This is a genomic window from Paenibacillus silagei, from assembly GCF_017874735.1.
Classification (GTDB): Bacteria; Bacillota; Bacilli; order Paenibacillales; family Paenibacillaceae; genus Paenibacillus_AQ; species Paenibacillus_AQ silagei.
This window is the reverse complement of record NZ_JAGGLV010000009.1, coordinates 152213-174491: the sequence shown is the minus strand read 5'-3', so window position 1 is coordinate 174491 and position 22279 is coordinate 152213. Positions and strand designations below refer to the sequence as shown.

Here is a 22279-nt window from a genome sequence, read left to right as displayed (position 1 = left end):
CACGCCGGACAGGAAATGATGAACGAATAAGGGGGAGCACCAATTGTTAATGAGCAGGAGATTGAAGAGATATACCTCGCTAAGCTTAATTCTTAGTATGTTGCTATCGTTAATACCCAGTTCCTTTAGCGGACTGGCACAGGCTGCGGGTGATGATTATGAAGTCACGTTTCCAAACGGACAACATGTTGGGAACCTAAGCTACCCTGCGGACAATACATTCCTCAACTTTTATACCGAGGTGGAAGGCTTCAAGCAGACAGAGAAAGACAAAGATGCCAAATATGATTGGGTCAAGGGAGATATCTTTGCGGGTGTCGATGATAATGAAGCAACGGTTGAATTCCAGGTGAAGGTAGCCGACAATACCCTTCTAAAGAATATGGCGGAGAGCGGACATGCGGAGATGCTTACAGGATTCTCCGTGCTGCGGCGTCACTCCGGGTTCTTATGGACCCGTCATTCGTCCATTACAGTAAACATTGACGGAAAAAATATTATTAATGAACGAACCGGCAGCAGCCAGCGGTATAACAAGTCGGCCAAGGCCCTCATCAAACCGAATTCTGTCATTACCGTTAGGGTCTGGGGCGAAGGCGATGACGACGGTGAAGCAGCCGGTGTACGCGGATTTTACCTCAAGTTCCAGGATCTCAAACGTCCGGTCATAGATAACTATACCTTCACCGGCAATGGTGCAGAACGACTCAACGAGAATATTAACCAGAAAGAGCTGTATGTCAAAAGAGACGAGAACATCACCCTCAGCTACAACTTCAGCGAGCCGGTCAGACCGAGCACGGTAGTGAAGGCCAATTCTGACTATTTCCTGCGGCACAAGCTGTTCATTAATGATCCGGACACCGGACTTCCGGCAGCTGGACAGCAGCAGTATCTGCAGAATATATCCTTTAATGAGAACACTCTGGATTCCTACCAGAAAAAAATTGCCTACCGATATACAGGAGTTCCTTTCCATAACAGCAGCAACCTTCCGCTGAGACCGTTAATTACCGGGGGAACCACCGGCGGTGCGCAGATGGATCTGTCGCTGGAGAATAAATTGAAAGAAGCCGTGCTCAGTGATGCAGCGGGCAATAAAGCGGTTTTCAATCTCAACGCTGTGCCAAGCAGCGGCAGCAATTCCTGGGTGGAGCGCAAAGCCGGGAACCCGTTTGACTTCGACCGGGGCGGATACCGCGTCATTGTCGATGCTGTGCGTCCGAAGTATTCCAAGACCGCGAACGGCATTCAGCCGGAGATTCTGACCGGGGTTACGCTCAACAAGGGAGATGTCATTGACTTCACTCTGCAGATGACGGAAGAGGCGATTGCCAAAACCGGCTGGGATGAGAAGAAAACCTTCATCCTCTTCAATAACGGAATGAAAGCCTATTATGTTGCAGGCAAGAATACAAAGAATTGGAGCTTCCGCATGACCGTGCCTGACGGCAAAACGGTGGAAACCCCACTCCTCAAAGCCGTAGCCATATCCAATGATGCCAAGGGCGGCAGCGAGCCGATCCAGATGGATACCGATGTCATTCAGGATTACGCAGGCAACCTGATGATTCAGCCTGCTAACTTCGATGGAGTACACGAAGAGAAAATTAATCCTTACGGCAGTGACTTCTCACTCGCCAACTCCAAGATTGACTGGGCGAACCTGTTCATCGACAATACGGAGCCGGTGATCGGGTACCGGTTCGAGACAGGCGGAGCAACGGATACAACCTATGCCAAAAAAGGCAAGGTTACGATTGACGCCAACGATCCTTCTATTAAAGTACCGCATCTTGATCCTACTGTAGGTGACCGTGGAACAGAGCGGCCGAGCCGCGGGATCTACCGCCCTTCCAATATGAGTGCGGAAGCCTCACCTTCGGTAGGTCTGGTGTACTACTGGTGGAGCCAGGATAAGGCTGATCCATTCGCTGGTGTAGCCGGAGATCATTATGCAGCGCTTAAGCGTTACGCACTCTCCGCCAAGCAGCCGTCGGAAGAGCTGTATCCGGGAGAATTCGAGAATGTAGAGCTGTCGGTAGTGAATAACAAGACGAACCTGCTCGCTCCACCGGCTGAGGCCTTCGAGGAAGGAAACAGCGGGGAGTGGTACCTGCATACCTGGACGGCCGATATGTCCTGGGATTCTGCCAGAGAGCTGATGCAGTACGAGAAGAAAAAAGCTTATGTCGCAACTCATCAGGAACTGTATGATTCCTGGAAAGCAGAAGCGCCAGGCTCAGAAGCAGACAAAATCTTCTATGCAGACAATCAGGCGCTCGCGGCTGTTGGACAATACGGTGATCTGAGCGTCTGGCCGCTTGCGGATTTCAAGAATGACGACTCCAACTGGACGCATGAAGTAGGTGTGCTGAAGCTGGACAACCAGGGACCTGCCATTACATTGGCCGGAGAGGATACCGCTACAGTACAGGCTCTGGTGAAAGACGACCATAGCGGAGTCAGCAGCGTGCAGTACCAATGGGTGAAGGACGGGGATTCCCCGGCGGACGGAAAGTGGGCAGCTACGCCATATTCCGGCACAACCGTTACCCGGTCTACCTATGAGGATATTGATGAGGACGGATCATACTGGCTCTATCTGAAGGCGCTGGATCATGCGGGCAATGAGACGATCAAGACTCCGCAGGAAAGAGCGGTGGTTGTGAGTTCAGAGGCGGCGATTCCGACACAGTTCACACCGGAAGCGAATCCTAACTATGTGAAGAGTCATGATGTTACCTTCCAGATCAGCGGTGTGCATCCCGATTATGTGGGCTATGCCATCAGCGACAGCTCTCTTCGTCCAGATAATGATAGTAAATTTACCGGACTAGAGGTTTCCGAGTCATCTGGCATATCTCCACTGTCTGAGAAAAGCTTGATTGAAGATGTTTCGGAACCGGCACCGACTGGTGCTCCTACAGAGCCTAGTGCCCCGGCTGAGCCAGAGGTTACAGCAAGCATCGGGCCGGTAGTCATTATGAAATTCTTGTCCTCCGGGCCGGCAGCGCCTTCGTTGACGCCGCTTGAATCGGAAGAGACTCCGGCACCGGATAACAATGCCGAGCCAGCAGCAACACCTGCTGCTTCAGCAGAAGCTACTGAACCGGCAGCGACACCAACTGGCTCAGCAGAAGCAACTGAACCGTCAGCGACGCCTGCTGCTTCGCCAGAAGCCGGCACCGATGCCAAGCTGGCAGCTAAAGGTCTTGGCGCTTCTGTAAGTGAAGCCACTTACAGCTATATTATTCCTGCTGAAAAATTAAAATTGAACGGAACGCAATACATTCATCTTATGGTGAAGCACAGCGACAAAACGTACTACTACTCGAAGGCTTATTATTTTGACAATGAAGCACCGGTAGTATATTTCAGTCCTGATTCAGTTGCTTACCCGCTGCCGCTGCAGAAGACGAAGATTAGCGTCTCAGAGTTCTACAGCAAAACAGGACTGGTCAGCAAGTATCAATGGGTCAAACAAGAAGCAGGCGCAGAAGTACCTACAGAGTCGTCGACAAAATGGGCAGATGTTCCGGCAGGCGGCTCAGTCTCCATCGATGACCAATCACTGAAATCGGGAGAAATCTCGGAGTTCCGCTTATATGTACTCGCGGTTGATGGAGCAGGCAACAGCACAATCAAGGCAAGTGCAGGAACCTTCAAGGTCTCGGCAACGACCAAGCCGGATGCGCCGGTGTCGGATGCCAAGTCTTCTCTGATCTATCTGTCCGGTGATACAGCGGACGGCTACACAGCCATTGTGAAGCTGAGTCTCGAAACGGAGGACAAGACCGGTTATGAATATTCAGTATCACCGGATAACGGTGTGAGCTGGCTGAACTGGAAGCCGTACACCAACTTCGTAGCAGTGAAGGTTCCGACGAGTAAGCCTGAGGAGCTTCAGGTGTGGGTGAAGTACAGAACGCCGGGAGGTCTGATCAGCAAACCGGCCAAGCTTGATGTCGATGGAGCTTCTACCAGCGTACAGCCGGTCTACGCGCTTGCTTCGCTCAGCGTGAACAGCCCGGTCAATGCCACGGTTGGTGCGGATATTGAGATTACGCTTCCGCCGGGTATCCGTGTTACGCCTTCGAAGATTAACCCTTCGGTGCCTGTGCGGACCGGCAATTCATTCAAGATCTACGAGAATGGTTACTACAGCTTCGATCTGACTGATCTCAGTGATCCTGACCGGACAGATACCCTGTATCTGGTTGTGAAGAATATTGACGGTACTAAGCCTGAAGGAACCATTGAATATTCATACATGGAGAGTACGAACGGGAATGTGGTAGCCCTTCTCCAGAGCACGTCTGAGCCGGTGACGGTTGTGAACAATGGCGGCAAGACAGCCTACACCTTCACGGAGAACGGCAAGTTCGAATTCGAAATTAAGGATGCTGCCGGAAATGTCAATAAGGTTGAAGCAACGGTTGCGAACATTAACAAGGAAGTTCCTAGGGTGAAAGTGGTCCGTTCCTACCAATATGGCGAGAATGGAAGCCAGACCTTCGGCACCCTGAAGGATAATAGCGGCAATGTGCTGTTCTCCACCGGCGTTACGGTTACGGTAGAGAAGGCGGATGCTTCGGCTAAAGCGTTCAACATTATCAGTGCCGATAAGAGCATTACACTCATGGAGAATGGAACAGCTTCATTCACTGTGGTGGATGTGTACGGCAATACAACAGTTATCAAAGAGAAGGTAACGAATATTCTCTCTGCGCCGCCAGTGCCGGACAAAGTGGCCTATACCTTTGTAGATGCCGAAGGCAAAGCGGTTCCGGCCGATCAGATTGTGACCATCGGCGGACAGAAATATGCCAAAGGCAAAGTGAAGGTTACGCTTAGCGGCACAGTTGCTGCCCCTAACCAAATGTTCTCAGGCGTAAGACCTATTTCAGATGGAGCCTCCTATACGAACCAGATCAGTAAAGCGGATGGAACGTACAGCTACTCGCGTGCTTTTGAGAGCAGCGGTTCAGCGGTCATGGCCATCTCGGATCTGCTGGGCAATGTGAACAAGGTTCCGGTGACCATTGCAGGACTTGATAACACAGCACCTGAGCTGACACTGAACAAGGAAACCGTAGGGATTGTTCAGAACAAGAAAGACTTTAACTTCCGTACAGATCTCGGCGGGTTCACCGTATCAGATAATGTATCGGCTGAAGCTAACGTGAAAGTATCGGTCAGCGGGCTGGATCTGAGCAAGCTTGGACGCCAGCGCGTAGCTTACACAGCAGTTGATCAGGTAGGCAATAAGACGGTGGTCTATCAGGATGTGGTGGTCGTGAAGGACGGCGGATTGCTGGTCTTCGGTAACGATACCTTAATCTCGGCTTCCTCCGGCGAATCTGCGTTGTTCAATACCAACACCATTACCTTCAAGGTATCCGGCTTCAACCTGATGAAGGTAGGCGGAGTAGACAAGGTCAACCAGGCTGGAACATTCGATATTCTGTATTACCCTGGTCTGTACCGCGAAGGACAGCTGAAGCTGGTGAAGCAGAAGCTGACCTATGCTGAACTGGTGAGCAGTAATTTCAAGGTCACCTTCCCGAAAACAGGCTGGTACACCATTGTGGTGAGAACCCAGGAACGTGACCGCGAATTTGCTACCTTCTTTGTCGGCAATCTGAAATAGTTGAAACAAGAACAGGGGGAATACTTGGTGAAGTTGTTGAAACGCACAGTAGCGGTAATGCTCACCTTAATCATGGTATTTCTGTCCACCTCCGAGAGCTTCCATGCTCTCGTCGAGGCGGCCAGCAGTACCAAGACAACCATGATTCAGAATGACTTTATTAAGGTCACCGTGGATAACGAAACGGGCCGCTACGGCATTCGCACTGTAGAGGGTCAACCGATCCGCAAGAACGACAATAATGTAAACCTGCTGTTCCAGGGAGATGACCCGGAGACGTCGTTCACGACGTTCCGGATCGATGGAACGGATTATATCTACGGTAATAAATACAAGTTCGACGCCAGCCACTATTCAGAGACTAGTGCACCTAAAGTGGTGGAGAATTCAAATGGCACCAAGCAGCTGGAGATGATCTGGAAGATTAAAGGCGTAGAGATCAAGCAGATTCTAATGCTCTACACCGACAGCAAGGATGCTGTGAATTCCGGGAATGTCAACATCCGTTATGAAGTGAACAACAAGAGCGGTGCGCAGGTACAGATCGGCAGCCGGATTCTGCTGGATACAATGGTCGGCGGCAACGACGGACCGCAGTTCCAGATTGGCACAGCCTACAAGTCACCGCTGCAGGTGGAGCGGAAGCTGGTCCACAATCCGGAGGATAATCCCGGAATTCCGGAAGAGGACAGAGCATACTTCAAGATTCCTGCTTATTGGGTGATGCGCGACAAGCTGGATCTGACGAATCCTCAGGCAACCAATGTGGTAGCCTACGGTTTCAATAACTTTGCTGAACAGAATATTAATATTGTGGATGAGATGATTGTCGGGCACTGGAACGGCCTGGCGAACACGAAATGGGATTACCAGATCCATCCGAACCTGGACTTTACCCGGGATACCAATGATTTCGGCACAGCGGATTCTGCGGTTGCCTTCTATTGGAACCCGGAGAAGCTGGCGCCGGGAGGCTTCCAGAGCTTCGAGACTGTATACGGTCTCGGTGAGCTGACAGCCCCTGATAAAGTGTTCTCGATCCGTTATGTAGATCAGGTACAGCAACTGGCTACCGAGCCGGTTGAAGGCGGAGGAGTGCCGACGAAATATGAGAAAAACGGAGTCTTCACGATTACGGCCGAAGTAGAGAATCTGCAAGCCTACAATATGGAGCACTCCAAGATCGAAGTGGAGATGACGCTGGAGAGCGGACTAAGCTTCGTCAGGCAGGATGAAAAAGGATACGATGTTCTGGACGCGAACGGCAATCCTGTTCTGGAGAATGCCCGCAGCAAAATGCTGGAGTTCAAAAAGTCAGCCACACCTGATGAAGCAGCTATGGGCATTGAGCCGAAGTACAAGCCAGGTGACGCGATTACCGCAACCTTCCGTGTTCAGGCTAAAGGCAGACCTTGGCCGGTTACCCGGGAGTATATGATTTCCGCGAGAAGCCCGGAAACGCAAGGCAAAATCGAAGGCGTCAAGGATGAGGGCATTAAAGCCCAGTATGAATCGACCCGCACTAATTTCATTCTTTTGCCGCCGGTGGGAGAAGCAACAGCTACGTATTCCTACGCACTAGCACCGGCAGAGCTGTATAGCACAGACGTGAAATATTTGACCGTGAATTTGTCGAATATTGAAGCTTACAATACAGGTAATGCAACGACCGCTCCGAACTTTGACCTGTATCTCAAGAATAAGGCGGATGGTAGCAGGTATAAAGTCAATGTCCAGGATGCAGTGGTGATGCAGCCGACAGACGATGGATTCTCCGGCGCTATGCGGATTACGTACCGCGGCGGTGACCAGGTGGATTCAGGCGGCAATGTGGTGGAAGCCGGACTTGGGCCTGAATTGCCGCTTGGCGAGTATCAGGTGGAGATTGATTACAAAGGCGATGCCGGCGGAGATGAGGAAGTAGCGGCTCTCTATGATATGACAACTCCGCAATCGTTCCTGGTCACTGATAATAATGACACACGTATCCGTGAAGCCGGAGTAATGGCGGTCTACAAGGAAGCTGTAGATATCAGCGGCCTTGCGAACGGTGCTTCTGTAAAAGATGAACTGGTGGATCAGCTGAACTCTCTGTTCCCGGGCAAGCCCTTCAAGGACGGTTCGTTCCTGTACAAGGCTGTTACCGAGTATAAGAAAACCAAAGCCTTGTTCGGCGCAGCGAGCAAAGCGGTTGATCCGAAGTTTGATATCAGTGAATTCATGGATGAGGAAGCGCTGAAAGAGACTCCAATGTATGCTTATAAGCTGTTTGCAACAGAAGAGGACTTTGAGGAATTCAAGGAAGAAGCGGAAGCCAAGGACCCGGAATTCGACCGTGAAATTCTGGTAACCGTCCGCGGCATGATCAAGCAGGTTGGCACAGGTGACGAAGAGCAGGTCATCGTGGATACCAAGACAGAACCGGCAATTATTAATGATGCTGTAGCTTATAAAGGTAAGGACCTGTCTTTTGTACGCGGTAAGCTGGATATCTTCGGCAACACCCTTCCCGGCGATCTGCCTTTCCTGGATACCCTGTTCGTCAAGGGTGAAGGAACGCTGAGCGTAGCGAGCAGCGGGTTCGTCTTCCATAAAGGCGAATGGACACTCGACTTCTTCAACGGCTTCAACAAGTCGCTTGGAGAAGAAGACTTCGATCCCACGAAGGAAAAAGAAGAAGATAAAGACGATGATGACGATAAGAAAGATGAGAAAGGCAATGACGGCAACCCGGAAGATGATACACAGAACGGCAGTCTGAAATGGGCTGTCGGCGGCGTGGGCGACAGATTGAATCCGCTGCGCCAGATTATGATTGAGGATGTGTACTTCAACAAGCAATCGTTGTTCGGGGCACCAAGCTTCTCCATTGACGGCTTTGGCTTCTCCTTCAATGACTTCATTCTTAGAGAGAATGGGATTTCCTTCGGAGGCTCATTGTCCCTGAAGATCATTAACTCCGAGATCAAGAATGTCATCTTCAACAGTGCCGGCTTCTATGGCGTCGATGCCTCCCTGGGCTTCGATCTCAATCAGGAGATGGGCTTGTTCGGACCGGATAAGAAGAAGGATGCGGATAAGAAAAAAGGTCCGGATGCTCCAAGCGGCAAAGTTACAATCAAGCACGCTGTGCAAGGCGGGGGCGTAGGCAATGAATACGGCCTGGAGTTCGCAGCACAGCTGAAGAATATGATGGGCGTGGAGATTGAATTCTCGCTCAAAAAAGTAAAAGACGGCCGGATTCTTCCGGATGTGATTGCCTTCGGGGCAGAGCTTCCGCAGCCGGGTATCCTGGTGACGGGTGCAACGTACCTGACAGCAATCCGGGGAGCAGTACGTGAACTGGCGGACACTATTGCCGGCGGCACGGCAGAGGACCCATTCCCGTTAACCATTCAAGCAGGCGTAGGCATGCGGTTCGGGATTGCTCCGGCGTATTTCTTCGGCGATGTGGACCTTACAGTGAAGCGTACCGGCCTTAAGGTGGAAGGCAGGCTGGATTTCGCTGCCAAAGCCGATGCGGAGAAAGATGACCGGCTTCCAATGTTGACCAAAGCGCTGCTCGAGGCGCAGTGGGTAACCCCATGGTTCGTGCGCGTGGAAGCAGAGATGGATATCGGCGGTTGGGACATCATCATCGGGAAGGCGGGCATCTTCGTCGGACAAAATCTGGAGAAGAACCGCACGGATTTTGAAGGCTATATCAGCTCCAAGGTGCAGATTCCGAACGATGTACCGGTTGTCGGCGGCATGCCGCTGTCGAGTATGTTCCTCGGCGTCAACAATGATAAGGTCTGGGGTAGCATCGGTATTCTGTTCATCTCCTTAGGCATTACCTATTACTGGAGTGGAGGCATCGAATTCGGCACTTCGACCGATCAGCTGCCGGAAGGCATGATCCATCTGGTGGTGGATGATCCTGAGCTTGGACCGCGCCTGATGGTGATTGGTGCAGGGGTGCAGACACTGGCTACTTCCAAGGTAGCTACCGAGGAAGAGAATCAGGAAATTATCTACCGTGAGGTAGAAGAAGGTGTCAAATACGTCGAGAACGGATCAATCAATGTCGGCGTAGGCGGCATTACGGTCAAGAACGGCGGCAGAATCCATGAGATTCCAATGGATGGCGTAGCCGGTAATGCAATCATTGAGATGGAGTACAGCAGTAAGGAAATGCCGGAATTCAAGCTGCAGGATGCTTCAGGTAAACTTTATCCGGTGAAATTCGATAACACGAACACTGATCCTACGGCAAATGCTTTTACACAATATATTCCTGCAAGCTATAAAACGGAAAATGGGCCTAAGCTCAGCAGTGAAGTGGATATTCGCAGAGCGTATATCATTATTCCGGAGAATGAAGCCACAAAGGGCGGTACCTGGAAGCTGACAGCCGTCTCGGCGGTTGACACCAAGCTGCTCAACGTTCCTACGCTGCCTACGCTGAATGAAGTCAACCTGGCGAAAGACAGCGCGAATGCGAATAAGTTCACAGCCTCCTGGAAAGTTGCTAACGCAGCCGAAGGCGATACAGTGAACCTGTATCTGGCTGAGGATGCAGTGACGAACCGTAAGGAAATGCTGAATGGTCAAGAGATTCTGCAGACGGGTGATCCGGGTATGCTGATCGCCAAGGATGTGCCTGTCGGAGCTGGCGGCTCGGTTAGCGGCGGAATTACGAGCGGCAGCAAAGTGATCGATGTCACCAATGTAACATTGATGGGCAATCCCGAGGATATCCGCGGGCTGCTCAGACAAGGCAATTACTACCTGCGGGCCGAGCTGAAATCCAGCTCGAACTTCGGGACGAAGACTTCGCCGCAACGCTTTGAAATCATCGATCCGCTGGCACCACAGAGTGTGAGTGAGGTCAAGGTTGAGCCTGCCGGCAACGGATTGTTCTCACTCTCCTTCAAGCCGGGAGCGAAGAAATCGGGACACAGCGGCTTCGAGCACAGCTACGTGGTCGATGCGAAGCTGGATGCTGAAGGCAAACTGAGTGAATATGCTCCGTTTGGAGAGCTTTTGTATACCGAACAGGAGCTTAAGCCTTACTGGAATGCATCCACAGGCACATACGAAGGTCTGTTGATTGGCGGCTGGAAGGCTGTATCTACAACAGATGAAGTCTATAAGGGCAGCCTTGAAGGCTCAGTGATTGATCTGAGCAAGGTGAAATATGTCGGCCTGGAAGTGAAGAAGAATTACGTCATCGGCGTCAGTGCCGCAACGGTTCCAACCGAGGATGCCGACAAGCATCAGAACTATCATTATGCCGAGCGGCGTGAGAGCAGCAGCACCTTGCTGCCAACTCCGAATCTGCCGGATCTGACGGTATTGAGTTCATCGGGGACGGTAGATGCCTCCTCCGGGAACTACGTGAACCTGTTAACGAATGAAACGAAGCAGAAGCTGACGCTCTCTTCCAAACAGTCCAATGTGACGGTGGAAGCATTCTATGCTGACAAATCTATCGCGACAGTGGCCTTGACGAAAAAGGCCGGCGGTGGAAGCGAAGGCACCTTGAATCTAGACCAGTTCCAGACGGACGGTCCGTATGCGATTGAACTGAGAGCCAGAAATACGGTGACCAAGGATATCTCAGTGACCATGCTCTATCTGACGGTAGATACGATCGCACCGGTGCTGTATCTCACAGAGCCGGTAACGGGCGAACGTACCGCACAGGGTGCCATTCGTGTAGCCGGAACGACAACTACAGGCACTACACTGGCAGCAGAGTATACGGTGAGTCAGTTACAGCCTGACGGCAAATACAAAGACAAGGTTATCTCCAAGACGCTTACGGTAGATCCGAAGACGGGGGATTTCAATGGAATGGTGGAAGTGAATTCGGAGGAGCCTTCAGTGGCGCTAAGCATTGTCGCAACTGACGGTGCCACCAATCAGAACACAGCCATTGTGGATATTACGAATGCCGGTTACAAGGTTCCCGTAGCTCTGGTTCTCAAGCGGTCGGATGAGAACCTGGAGCCGGGGCAAATGGACAAGATACAGGCTTATCTCAAGGTTTCGGATGGCAAGGACGACAATGGTAAGCCGATATTCAAGGACGAGCCGATTACCGGTAAGGATCTGGCTAATCTGACTTATGAAGTTACCGTAGGCGATTCGGTATCCCTGTCGGCACAAGGCAATGTTACCGCACTTGCCACAGGCTCAAGTCTGATTGAAGCAGAATATAAGGTGTCCGAGGGTATAACGCTTAAAGGCATGCTTGCGGCAACCGTAGCTGTTCTGGATAAAGATGAATTAGGTACTGTACAAGCCGTATCTTCTGCAATTAACGGAGACAGCAACCGCACGAAGATTACGGTGACTTCCGCCGGAGATATGACCGGACAGCAGATCGCTTACAAGGTCTTCTCGTCCAATCCGGAAGTACTGAAGCATAAAGATAATGTAAGCTCATGGAGTCTTCTTCCGCTCGATGGTATCGTGTCCGCACATCCAGGTTCCATCGTTGTGCTGGCCAAACGTACCTCCCTGGACAAGCTGGTTAAGGCTTCCGGCAGCGTTCCTGCATCGGTCTGGACCAGCAGTGGCTCAGGCGGTGGCGGCGGAGCTGGCGGTGGTGGCGGAGGCGGCGGTGCCGTGCCGGGAATTGTTGAAGAACAAGCTCCGGAGCAGGCAGCCGAGGTTACCGTCAACGGCCAGGCCGTGACAGCAGAGTGGGATGGACTTACGGCTATCGTCCGGATTACGGATAAAGAAGCTGTAGCAGGCAGTGACCTCACGGTAAGCTCCACCGATAAGAATGCCAAAGCATTCAGTATCCGTGTAGACCAGAGTGTGGTCCAGCAGCAGCTGACCGCGAAGAAGAAGATTGTGATTGAAGTTCCAATGGGACAACTGGTTATTGCTCCTGAGAATCTTGCAGGTGTAACTGCCGGACTTACTATCGGCATCGGCGGTAATAGCACTGTTGACCAGCAGACGATGAAGGCAATTGCCGATCAGCAAGGCTTTACGTTGATGGCGGCAGGCCAAGGTGTAACGGTTAACGTTAATCTGCCGAAGAGCAGCTGGACACCGGCACTTGCAGCCAAGATTGCCATTCCTGCGCCGCTTGCGGGCAAGGAAATTACAGCTATGGTGCTTAAGGACAAAGACGGCAACTGGACAACGGTACCGTGGAAGCTGGACAGCAGCGGTACGGCAGTGAATGTACAACTGACCGGTGAAGGCAGCCTCTTCTTCATCCGCAACCAGAAGACCTTCAAGGATATGCCTTCAGGCTGGGGCAAGGAAGGCATTGCGGCTGCATCCGCCAAGCTGTTCGTGCTAGGGAAATCTGCGGATCTGTTCGATCCGGCAGGCAAAGTGACCCGGGCAGAATATCCAACCATTCTGCTGCGCGTTGCAGGTCTGATGAACAAGCAGGCAGTTTCGGCAGGCTTCAGTGATGTCAGCGGCAGCAGCTGGTATAACCGCAGTGTCTCCATTGCCGCTGAAATGGGTATTGTTACCGGACTCGAAGGCGGAAAGTATGCGCCTAAGGATACGCTGACAAGAGTTGAAGCGATGACGATGCTCGGAAGATTGCTGAATCAGGTTAATCCGGGCAGTGAACTTAGCGAGGCTGAAGTCACTTCGATCCTCAGCGGTTTCACTGACAAGGGTAAGGTTCCGGCATGGGCAAGACAAGCAGTGGCAATGAGCATCAAGAACGGCATTATTCTCGGGGAAGGCAACAAGGTGAACCCGTCCACTCCGCTTACGCGTGAGCAGGCGGCAGCCATTGCCATCCGTCTGGATCAATTCATTACAGCTAAGCAATAACAAGGATGTGCCCGTTCGCTCGTAAGCGGGCGGGCACACTCTGCTGGGAAATCCTTAAGTCACAATACTATTCAGGTGGTGTCAACATGGCTTTGAAGCGAAGATCATGGATAGGTTATCTTATAGCACTGGCGGTAATTGTCGTTGCCGCAGTGGCCGGAGGCATCATGGCCAAGGCTGATCCGCAGACCTGGGACAGCACGGCCGATACCAGTTGGTACGTGCCGACGAATGATACTTTCAAAATTAACAATGCTAGAGAGCTTGCTGGTGTAGCCAAACTCGTGAATGAAGGCACTGTAAATGGACTCAGCGGTAAAATTATGGAGATTACGGACGACCTGGACCTTTCTGCTTACCAGTGGGTGCCCATCGGTACGGCCGAGAATCCCTTCCGGGGAACTTTAATCACGGAAGGCGGATTAATCAAGAAGATTTACGGTTTGAACGTAGTGGCGAACCGTTCATACCAAGGCTTGGTAGGGAATATGCAAGGCGGTACAGTAGGCGGCCTGAGTTTTGAATCAGGCACCATCTCTGTGACCGGAGTAACCTATGATGTCTATGCCGGCTCAGCGGTAGGTAAAATGAGCGGCAGCAGCATTGTGTTTGACATTACCAACAAGATCAATATCACTTCGGACGCTTCCCCGTATCACTCCTACACGGGCGGTATTGTCGGGATGGGCGAAGGGATGATCTCGAACTCAATCAATAACGGAACCGTTACAGCGTTTGGTTCAGCCGATGTGGGCGGAATTATGGGCTATGGCGACTCCAGAGGCATCATCATCAAAAAAATAGTCAATAATGGTGCGGTTCTTGCCCAGGGGACGGACAGCTCCGTGCTTACCGCAGGCGGGATTGCAGGTCATACCACAGGACCGCTCAGTCTAAATGATGAAGACACTCCTATCATCAATACGGCGGCGGTTACCATCGCTGGCGGGAATCAGGTTGCGGCAGGCGGGATTGTCGGTAAAGTAGACAATACCATCGTGTTCTCCAATATGACTACCAATAATGGTGCAATTACCGTTAATGCAGCAGCGGCAGTGAACTCGGCAGCCGGGGCGCTGGTAGGTGCGACAGGAACAGTAGCCAGCCGTGAGGTTTCCATTACATTTGTGAATACGGCGCCGGTTACCAATAACGGTGGCAAAAACGTATATACTGGCGGCATTGCCGGATATACGGGCAGCAAATTCACCTGGACGCATCCTTATGTGAATACACAAAAGATTACAGCATCAGGGTCAGAGAATGTAGCTACCGGCGGATTCGTCGGATACGCCGTAGGCGGTCTGGTTACCAGCAACGCTACAGCGGGAGTATTCGAGAATAAAGAGCTGATCTCGGTTAACGGCGGCACAGGCGTCTACACCGGCGGGATTGCCGGTTATGATGCAGGCGGGAACATCACCCAGACCTCTTCAACAGGCGAGCTGAAGGTTAAAGGGACTGCGGATGTATATACCGGCGGTACCGTGGGTTACGAAATCGGCGGAACCATTGCATCATCAGTGACCGGCAAGACGGAAGGGCAACATCTGGCAATCACTTCCGATGGTACAATCGGCGGAATCGTTGGCTATCTGGAAGGAACCTTGAATAATTCTTCTATTAAATATGCTACACTGCAGGTTACTTCGGCAGGCGGTGTTATCGGCGGGATTGCCGGTAACGCACAGGGTACAGTAAGCGGAGTTACGGCCGGAGATGCTGAATCGGCAGGCTACAGCACTTTGGTGCTTCAGGCTGCAGTAGCGGATGCGGCAGACGGGCAGGACAATATCACGTTCGGCGGACTCGTGGGTGTGAACACCAAGCCGTTGACGCTGACCGGCGGTAAGGCCTCGCGGATCAGCTTCCTGAATGAAGCCGGAAGAAGCGGGTACACCATCGGCGGCGCCGCTGGCAAGCTGACGGCGGATGCGGTCATCGGATCTGCAGCCGTGCCTGTGCAAGTGCAGGATCTCCGCACAGAGCTGAAGGCTGATAAGGTAAGCTTCGGCGGCGGCGCAGGGCATAACTCGGCTGCCCAGTTCAACGGGCACACGAATCGTATCGAGATTAAGGCTACAGGCGCTACAGTAAAAGCTGGCGGCATGCTCGGTGAGAACCATTCAGCCGCAGCCGCTCCGTTCAATCATGCGGAGAATGTTATCATCACCGCAAGCGGTGCAGATAATCAGCTTGGCGGGAATACCGGCTTCAATGCCGGACAACTGGTTAACGCTACAGTGACCCAGTTGTCTATTGAAGCCAGCGGTGTCCGTGCTGAAGCGGGCGGAATCGCCGGACATTCGGAAGGGACGGAGACTCCTGCCACACGAGCAGGAATTACTTCAGCTGTACTGAATGTTCCCGGAGCTGACCCGATGATTACGCTGACTGCGGCGGATGCCAAAGCGGGAGCGATCGTTGGAGCAGCGGCAACGACAGATATTACAACGCCGGAAGTGAACGCGCAAGACGGTGCGCTGATGCTCATTCAGGCGCAAGCGGCGAAGCCGTCTGTCGGCGGCTTGGCAGGTACCCTTACGAACAGCAGCATCAGCAGTGACAGCAAAGTGGTCAATGTGGAGAATATGCTGATTCTGGCAGGACCAGCGGCTACAGATGCCTATGTTGGCGGGATTGTAGGCTACAATGAGTCCTCCAGGCTGGAACGTCTGGTAGGTTCAGCGGTGAGTCTGACCCTTAATGCACCGCGCGCTACTGCAGGCGGGGTGGCCGGATATAACCACGGCAGTGCTACAGGTATTATTGTGGACACTTATATCAGCGGTCTGAATCTGAAGGCTAACAACGGGGCAGTGTCCTCGTATGCCGGGGGGATTGTCGGCCTCAATGCGGCTCAGAGTATTGATCCGGTACTGAATCCTGTGACCTCGGTCAGCACGATTCAGAATACCCGGACACTGGGTACGGTCTCCGCTACATCCGCCAATGCCATTGTGGGCGGTATGGTTGGTGAGAACCGCACGCTGATTGCCAACAACAGTATTACCGATAAGATCTCGGTGATCGCAAGAGGCAATTCCTCCATCATCGGCGGTCTGGCCGGTGTGAATACAGCATCGGGAACACTCTACTACACGTATTCCAATGCGAACCTGACCATTGAAGGAAAAGGTACACATGCCGGGGGATTAGCTGGCAGCAATGCCGGTGCTGTCATTGGCTCTTATGTAGATATTGATGTGACAGGAGATGCTCAAGGAACCTCGGGCGGTTCTGTTTACCTGGGCGGACTCATCGGCAGAAATACAGCCGGTACGGTGGAGCAATCGTATTCTGTTTCCAAGGTTACCGCGAAGAACGTCTACACCATTGTCGGCGGTCTGATCGGAGAACTGTCCGGCGGAACGGTCAAGAATTCCTATGTAGCGAAAAGTGTTAACGCTGCGAACGACAATTCTTATGCGGGCGGCTTCGTTGGGCGAATTACAAACGGTAAAATAAGCAACGTCTACTCAGCAGCAGAGGTTAATGTAGACGAGAAAAAGACTGCTTATGCCGGCGGCTTCGCCGGACGTTATGATAATGCAAGTAAAGAACTGCTCTATAAATCCTACTATATTAAAGATGAAGGACTGAATATCAACCGCGATCTGCCTGATTTCGCAGAGGGCAATCACCGCTGGCTGAATGTGCATGTCCGGCTGACCACCATTCTGTCAGAGACACTGAAAGACAGAACGGTATTCCCGGGCTTGTCGGGCTGGGATTTCGAGGGAGCCTGGAAATACGGCTCGCTCAGTGCGGCCTACCGTTACCCTGAAGTCAACCGCATTGCCAATACCGGCGGCGGAGACAACGGCAATAACGTGAATGCCAATATCAACTGGTACACGAAGGATAAGGATGCGATCGGCTTCGAGATCACCTCGGAGGCTGAGCTTGCCGGTCTGGCGGGAATTGTCAACGGCACCATTGCCGGTGTAGACCAATTCAGCTTTAAGGACAGAACCGTGACTGTGATGAATCCGGTCCATATCCAATCTAAGCAATGGGTACCTATCGGTGATAAGGAAGTCAATCCTTTTGAAGGAACATTCGACGGGAAAAGCCAGCTGATCGATGGTCTGACCCTGCAGCCGGTCTATACACATTCCGGGTTGTTCGGAATCATTGGAGCGAATGCTACAGTGCAGAACATGAATCTTGAGCCGCTCTCGGTTGCCGGTAACGGCTACACCGGTGTGCTGGCCGGAACGAACCTGGGTACGGTCAAGAATGTGGACCTTAAGCTGCTTGAAGGCGTTAAGGTCAGCGGCGGTATTGTCGGCGGCATCATCGGCCAGAACTCAGGCAGTATTGCTGGTCTGCAGCTTACGCTCGACGGCGGAAGCCGGATTGAGACGGTAGCTGAAGGCGGCATCGCCGGCGGTCTTATCGGCGACAACACAGCGGATATTACAGCTGACACTTATGTCATCAACGATAAGGATGGCAGCATCGGCAGCGCGGCTGACCATGCCGTTATCGGCGGAATTATCGGGGTGCAGAATGGTAATGTGACGGGCCTGGCCCTTGAAGTGAACTCAAGATACCGGATCTCTTCAACAGGAATGGAAGCCACTGTTGGCGGACTGGTTGGACATTACCAGACAGGTCAAGCTGAAGGGCTGACCGTAAGCTTTGCAGACGGAACTCTGGAAGCGCGGGGGCTTGGCTCCATCCTGGGCGGAATGATCGGTCAATCCGATCAAGGGAACAGCATCCGCAATGTTACAGTTACCGGTCCTGGAAGCGGTGTGCAGCTGACAGCTAATGGTATGGCTGGCGGTGTTGTGGGCGCGAAGGAAGGCAGACTCGGCGGAATGCTGACCCGTTCTGTGGATAACGGCAGCAGCTTCGATATTGAACATGCAGCAGTATCAGGCGTGAAGCTGGCTACAACAGGCGACAGCTTGAAGGCTGTGCTCGGCGGGATTGCCGGATCGGCTTCCCGGACAGCAATCAATGACGCCCGGTTCAAGGCTTCTCTTAGTGCCGCAGGTGAAGTAATCATTGCCGGAGGTATTGTGGGAGAGAGTGATAACTCCATCATCTACAATGTGGATTCATCACCTGAGCTTCAGGCAGCGGCGAAGAGCGGTGAGGCCACTGTCGGCGGGATCACCGGAACGATCTCAGCCCAGGATATTAATCAGGGCTTTGATTTTGGCAAGGCATATCCGCTGTATAAAGGGATCTACATCGCTAAGGTTCATGATGGCCAGATCACAGTTACCGGAACAGACCATCGTGCTGACCTCTATGCAGGTGGTCTGACCGGCAAGAATACGGATGCCTCCATCTATAGCTCCGAGGTTGCCTCCGGTCTGAAGGTAACCGGCGGCAATACCGTGAGTGCAGGCGGAGTAGCCGGATACAGTAACGGTATCATTGTGGATACCATTGTCAGAAGCGGTGTGAACGCAGATAACAGCAGAGTAATCAATGCCGGCGGGCTTGTCGGCTGGGGAGACGGCGGCGAGATTCATTACAGTAAGGTGATCTCCGGCTCCGGCCAGTCCATCAACGTCGGATCAGCAGTTACTCTGGGTGAATCAGTACCGAATACACGCGTTGGCGGAGTGATCGGTATGGCCGATCATGTCCTGATTACGAATACCCATACGGATATTCCGGTAGTGATCACAGATACCAATCAGGATAACACGATGTATGCAGGCGGCTTTGCCGGACTCCTGGGTGAGAACGGTACGCTTGCCGGACAGATTCAGAAGTCTTATGCCACAGGCAAGCTGAATGTCAGCGGCAGATTAGGCTCCTATGTCGGCGGATTCGTCGGGTCTGTAGATCATTACTCGATCACAGATTCCTATGCCTCCGGTGACATCAGCAATACCGGCTTCGACACACGCAGCGGCGGTTTCGCAGCATCCGTGGAGAGAAGCGGCAGCATCAGCAAGTCTTACGCATTGCAGAATAAGCTGTCTACTGTCGGAGTGAAGTCATCAACCCGTTCCTATAACGGCGGCTTCGCCGGTTATAATGACGGAACGTTAACCAGTGTCTATGCCAATGTACCGCAGATTACCGTGGCGGTTGCGGGGGACAATGTCTCCAAAGGCGCACTGGTCGGCTATAACTTCCGGGACGGAAAAATCATTAGCTCATCCTACACAGGCACATTGGCTGCTGTAGGGCGTAACACAGGCGCGGCTGCAGCAGCCGTAAGTACAGCAGCAGTTGATCCGCTGACTTCAGGACTCTGGAGTATCGACTATGATACTACCTTCCTGAACGACCTGACGGATGGGGCCATTACTGTACAGACTCCGCTGCAGCTCGCGGGGGCAGTCATGTTCTATAACGAGACAGGGTTGAATTATTACAAGCTGTTCAACAGAACAGCTGAGAACAAGCCGGAGCTGGCAACAATCCTGCTTGCGGCGGATATTGATCTTGCCGGCCGCTTCTGGACCGCGTTCGACAGCTTTACAGGTGTGTTCGACGGCCAAGGCCATACGATAAACGGATTGTCTCTGAAAGCCTCCGGCCAGCAGACCGCCGGATTCATCAAGGATAACCGTGGCCAGCTCCTGAATGTGAACTTTACCGGAGCGGAACTCTCCAGCGCAGTGAATGCAGGTGTCGCTGCCGGGATCAACCACACTGGTGCAGTGATCCGGAATGTGAAGGTCAGCGGCTCCGTGGTGGGAAGTGCTGCCGCAGGCGGGGCAGCTGGTGTGAATCAGGGCACTCTGGAGAAGGTCACGAATGAAGGAGTGAAGCTTGCCGGAGCAGGCCGGATTGGCGGAATTGCCGGAAGCAACGCTGGTGTGATTCACCAGGCTGTATCGAAGGGCAACATTGATGTATCATCTGCACTGGCCGCAGGCGGAATTGCCGGTGAGAACAGTGCAGAAGGCTCCATCACTGAATCGCTTGTCTATGGCGATATCCGTGTAGCTTCAGCCCAGGCTATCGCTGGCGGGATCAGCGGACTGAATGCTGGAGAGATCAAGAACAGCTACTCTGCCGCCACGGTCCTCGCCGAAGGCATGTCTACTGCATGGGCTGGCGGTATTGCCGGTCTGGCAGAGAGCGGGTCGATTATTACTTCCCTGAACACCGGAGAAGTGAAGGCTGGAGTGAAGGGCAAGATTCAACCGCTGCAAGCCTTCTTCGGCGGGATTGCCGGACAGAAATCGGACAATGCCACGATCAGCGGCTCCTTGTTCAACAGACAAATGCTGAAGAATAATATTGCGTACTACAATCTGAATGGCCAGGCAGTGTCCGGCAATAACAGCAGTGCCATGGGGCTGCCGGGTGCAGAGCTTACTGGCGCGAATCTGCCGGCAGGCCTGGATGCCGGAATCTGGACAGCCCGGAAAACATTCTATCCGCTGCCTCAGGCCTTTAACGGAACAAATGAAGGGACTCTGGCTTCAGCCGCTGTTATCCTGAACTCGCAGGATCTGATTAACCGCGTGGGTTCGGCATTCCACATGAGCAGCGGCGGAGCACTCTCCTGGAGCGCTGATCCGTCCAAGGCTGTAGTGAACGGTACAACCGGCAGCCTGATATCAGGTGGCAGTGCAGTGCTGAAGGCAACCGCTGGAGGACAGAGCAGAAGTATTGCTATTAATACCGCTGCATTCCAGTACCCGAGCGCAGCAGTTGCACCAACTGCAACTCCTGCAGATAAGAATTTCACTACTGAAGTGAAGGTGGAGCTGGCAACAGGCGAGCAGGGAGGAAGCATCTACTATACACTGGACGGTACAACACCTACAGAGACCTCCCAGCTGTACAGCGGACCTATCGATCTTAAGAGCACAACAACGGTTAGAGCCATTACGATTGTATCCGGCAAAGAGTACAGCCCGGTTGCAGCCTGGACCTGGACGCTTGTAGTCCCTAATCCGAGCCCTAATCCAAACCCTGGTACCGGCAATGGCGGCGGTGGTGGTGGCGGTCCAATTGCTCCGCTTCCAAGCCCGACACCTGCACCGGCAGCTCCGTCGATCACAGCGGTCGCTGGAACATCGACAGTAACTGGTGACAGTGAAGCTCCGGTCAAGATCGCTAAGAACAGCAAGCTTGCGCTGAAGGCTCCAGAAGGGCAGACGATCTATTACACAACGGACGGTAGCATTCCGACTGTCAAGAGCACGAAGTACACCGGTGAGCTGCTGATTACCAAGAGCATGACGGTCAAAGCCATTACGGACAAAGACGATAAAGTCATTACCATCGAGTATGCGGTGGAGAATGCGAAGTACAGCCTGAAGAGTAACAGCGGTGAGATCAAGTATATGGCAGCCTATCCGAACGGTCTGTTCATGCCGAACGCAGCCATCACCAGGTATGAGCTGATCCAGTCGCTTGCACCGCTGCTTGACATGGAAGAAGTGAATGTAGGCAATCTGTTCAATGATGTCAATGCCGAGAATGAAGGACTGACCGGATTCTTCGCATCGGCCGGCATTATTGAGGGCTTCCCGGATGGCGGATTCGGCGGAACGAAGGGCTTAACCAGAGCCGAGTTCTCCAAAATCATGACAACTGTGCTGAAGCTTGATGTAACTGAGACAGGCGTAACGAAGCAGAAGGATTTGAAGGGACACTGGGCAGAGAAATATGTTAATGCCCTATCGCAGGCAGGTTATGTGCAAGGCTTCCCTGACGGAACCTTCAAGCCGGGAACACCGATTACCCGTGCGCAGGCCGTAGTGCTGATTAACCGGATTGCCGGCACGAAGAAGCTGACGGTAACGGCAGTACAATTCAAGGATCTTCCGGCTACCCACTGGGCTTACAAAGATATCATGTCGGTTGTGAAATAACAGAAATTCA

The 22279-nt window shown here is 52.6% G+C and carries 3 protein-coding genes; all 3 read left to right on the top strand.

Annotated elements, in window-relative coordinates; translation table 11 throughout:
• The first annotated feature begins 49 nt into the window (after positions 1-49).
• The 3 genes from J2Z70_RS15440 to J2Z70_RS15430 all read left to right on the top strand — a co-directional run bounded on the left by J2Z70_RS15440 (position 50) and on the right by J2Z70_RS15430 (position 22269).
• Positions 50-5653, top strand: a complete 5604-nt coding sequence (locus J2Z70_RS15440) for a hypothetical protein (RefSeq protein WP_209874504.1) — start codon at positions 50-52, stop codon at positions 5651-5653.
• 27 nt (positions 5654-5680) lie between these two features.
• Complete coding sequence (locus J2Z70_RS15435; protein WP_209874501.1) at positions 5681-13456, top strand: S-layer homology domain-containing protein; 7776 nt, start codon at positions 5681-5683, stop codon at positions 13454-13456.
• Positions 13457-13542: 86 nt separating this feature from the next.
• Entirely contained in the window at positions 13543-22269 is an 8727-nt protein-coding gene (locus J2Z70_RS15430) for a chitobiase/beta-hexosaminidase C-terminal domain-containing protein (RefSeq protein WP_209874498.1), read from the top strand.
• The last annotated feature ends 10 nt before the right edge of the window (positions 22270-22279 follow it).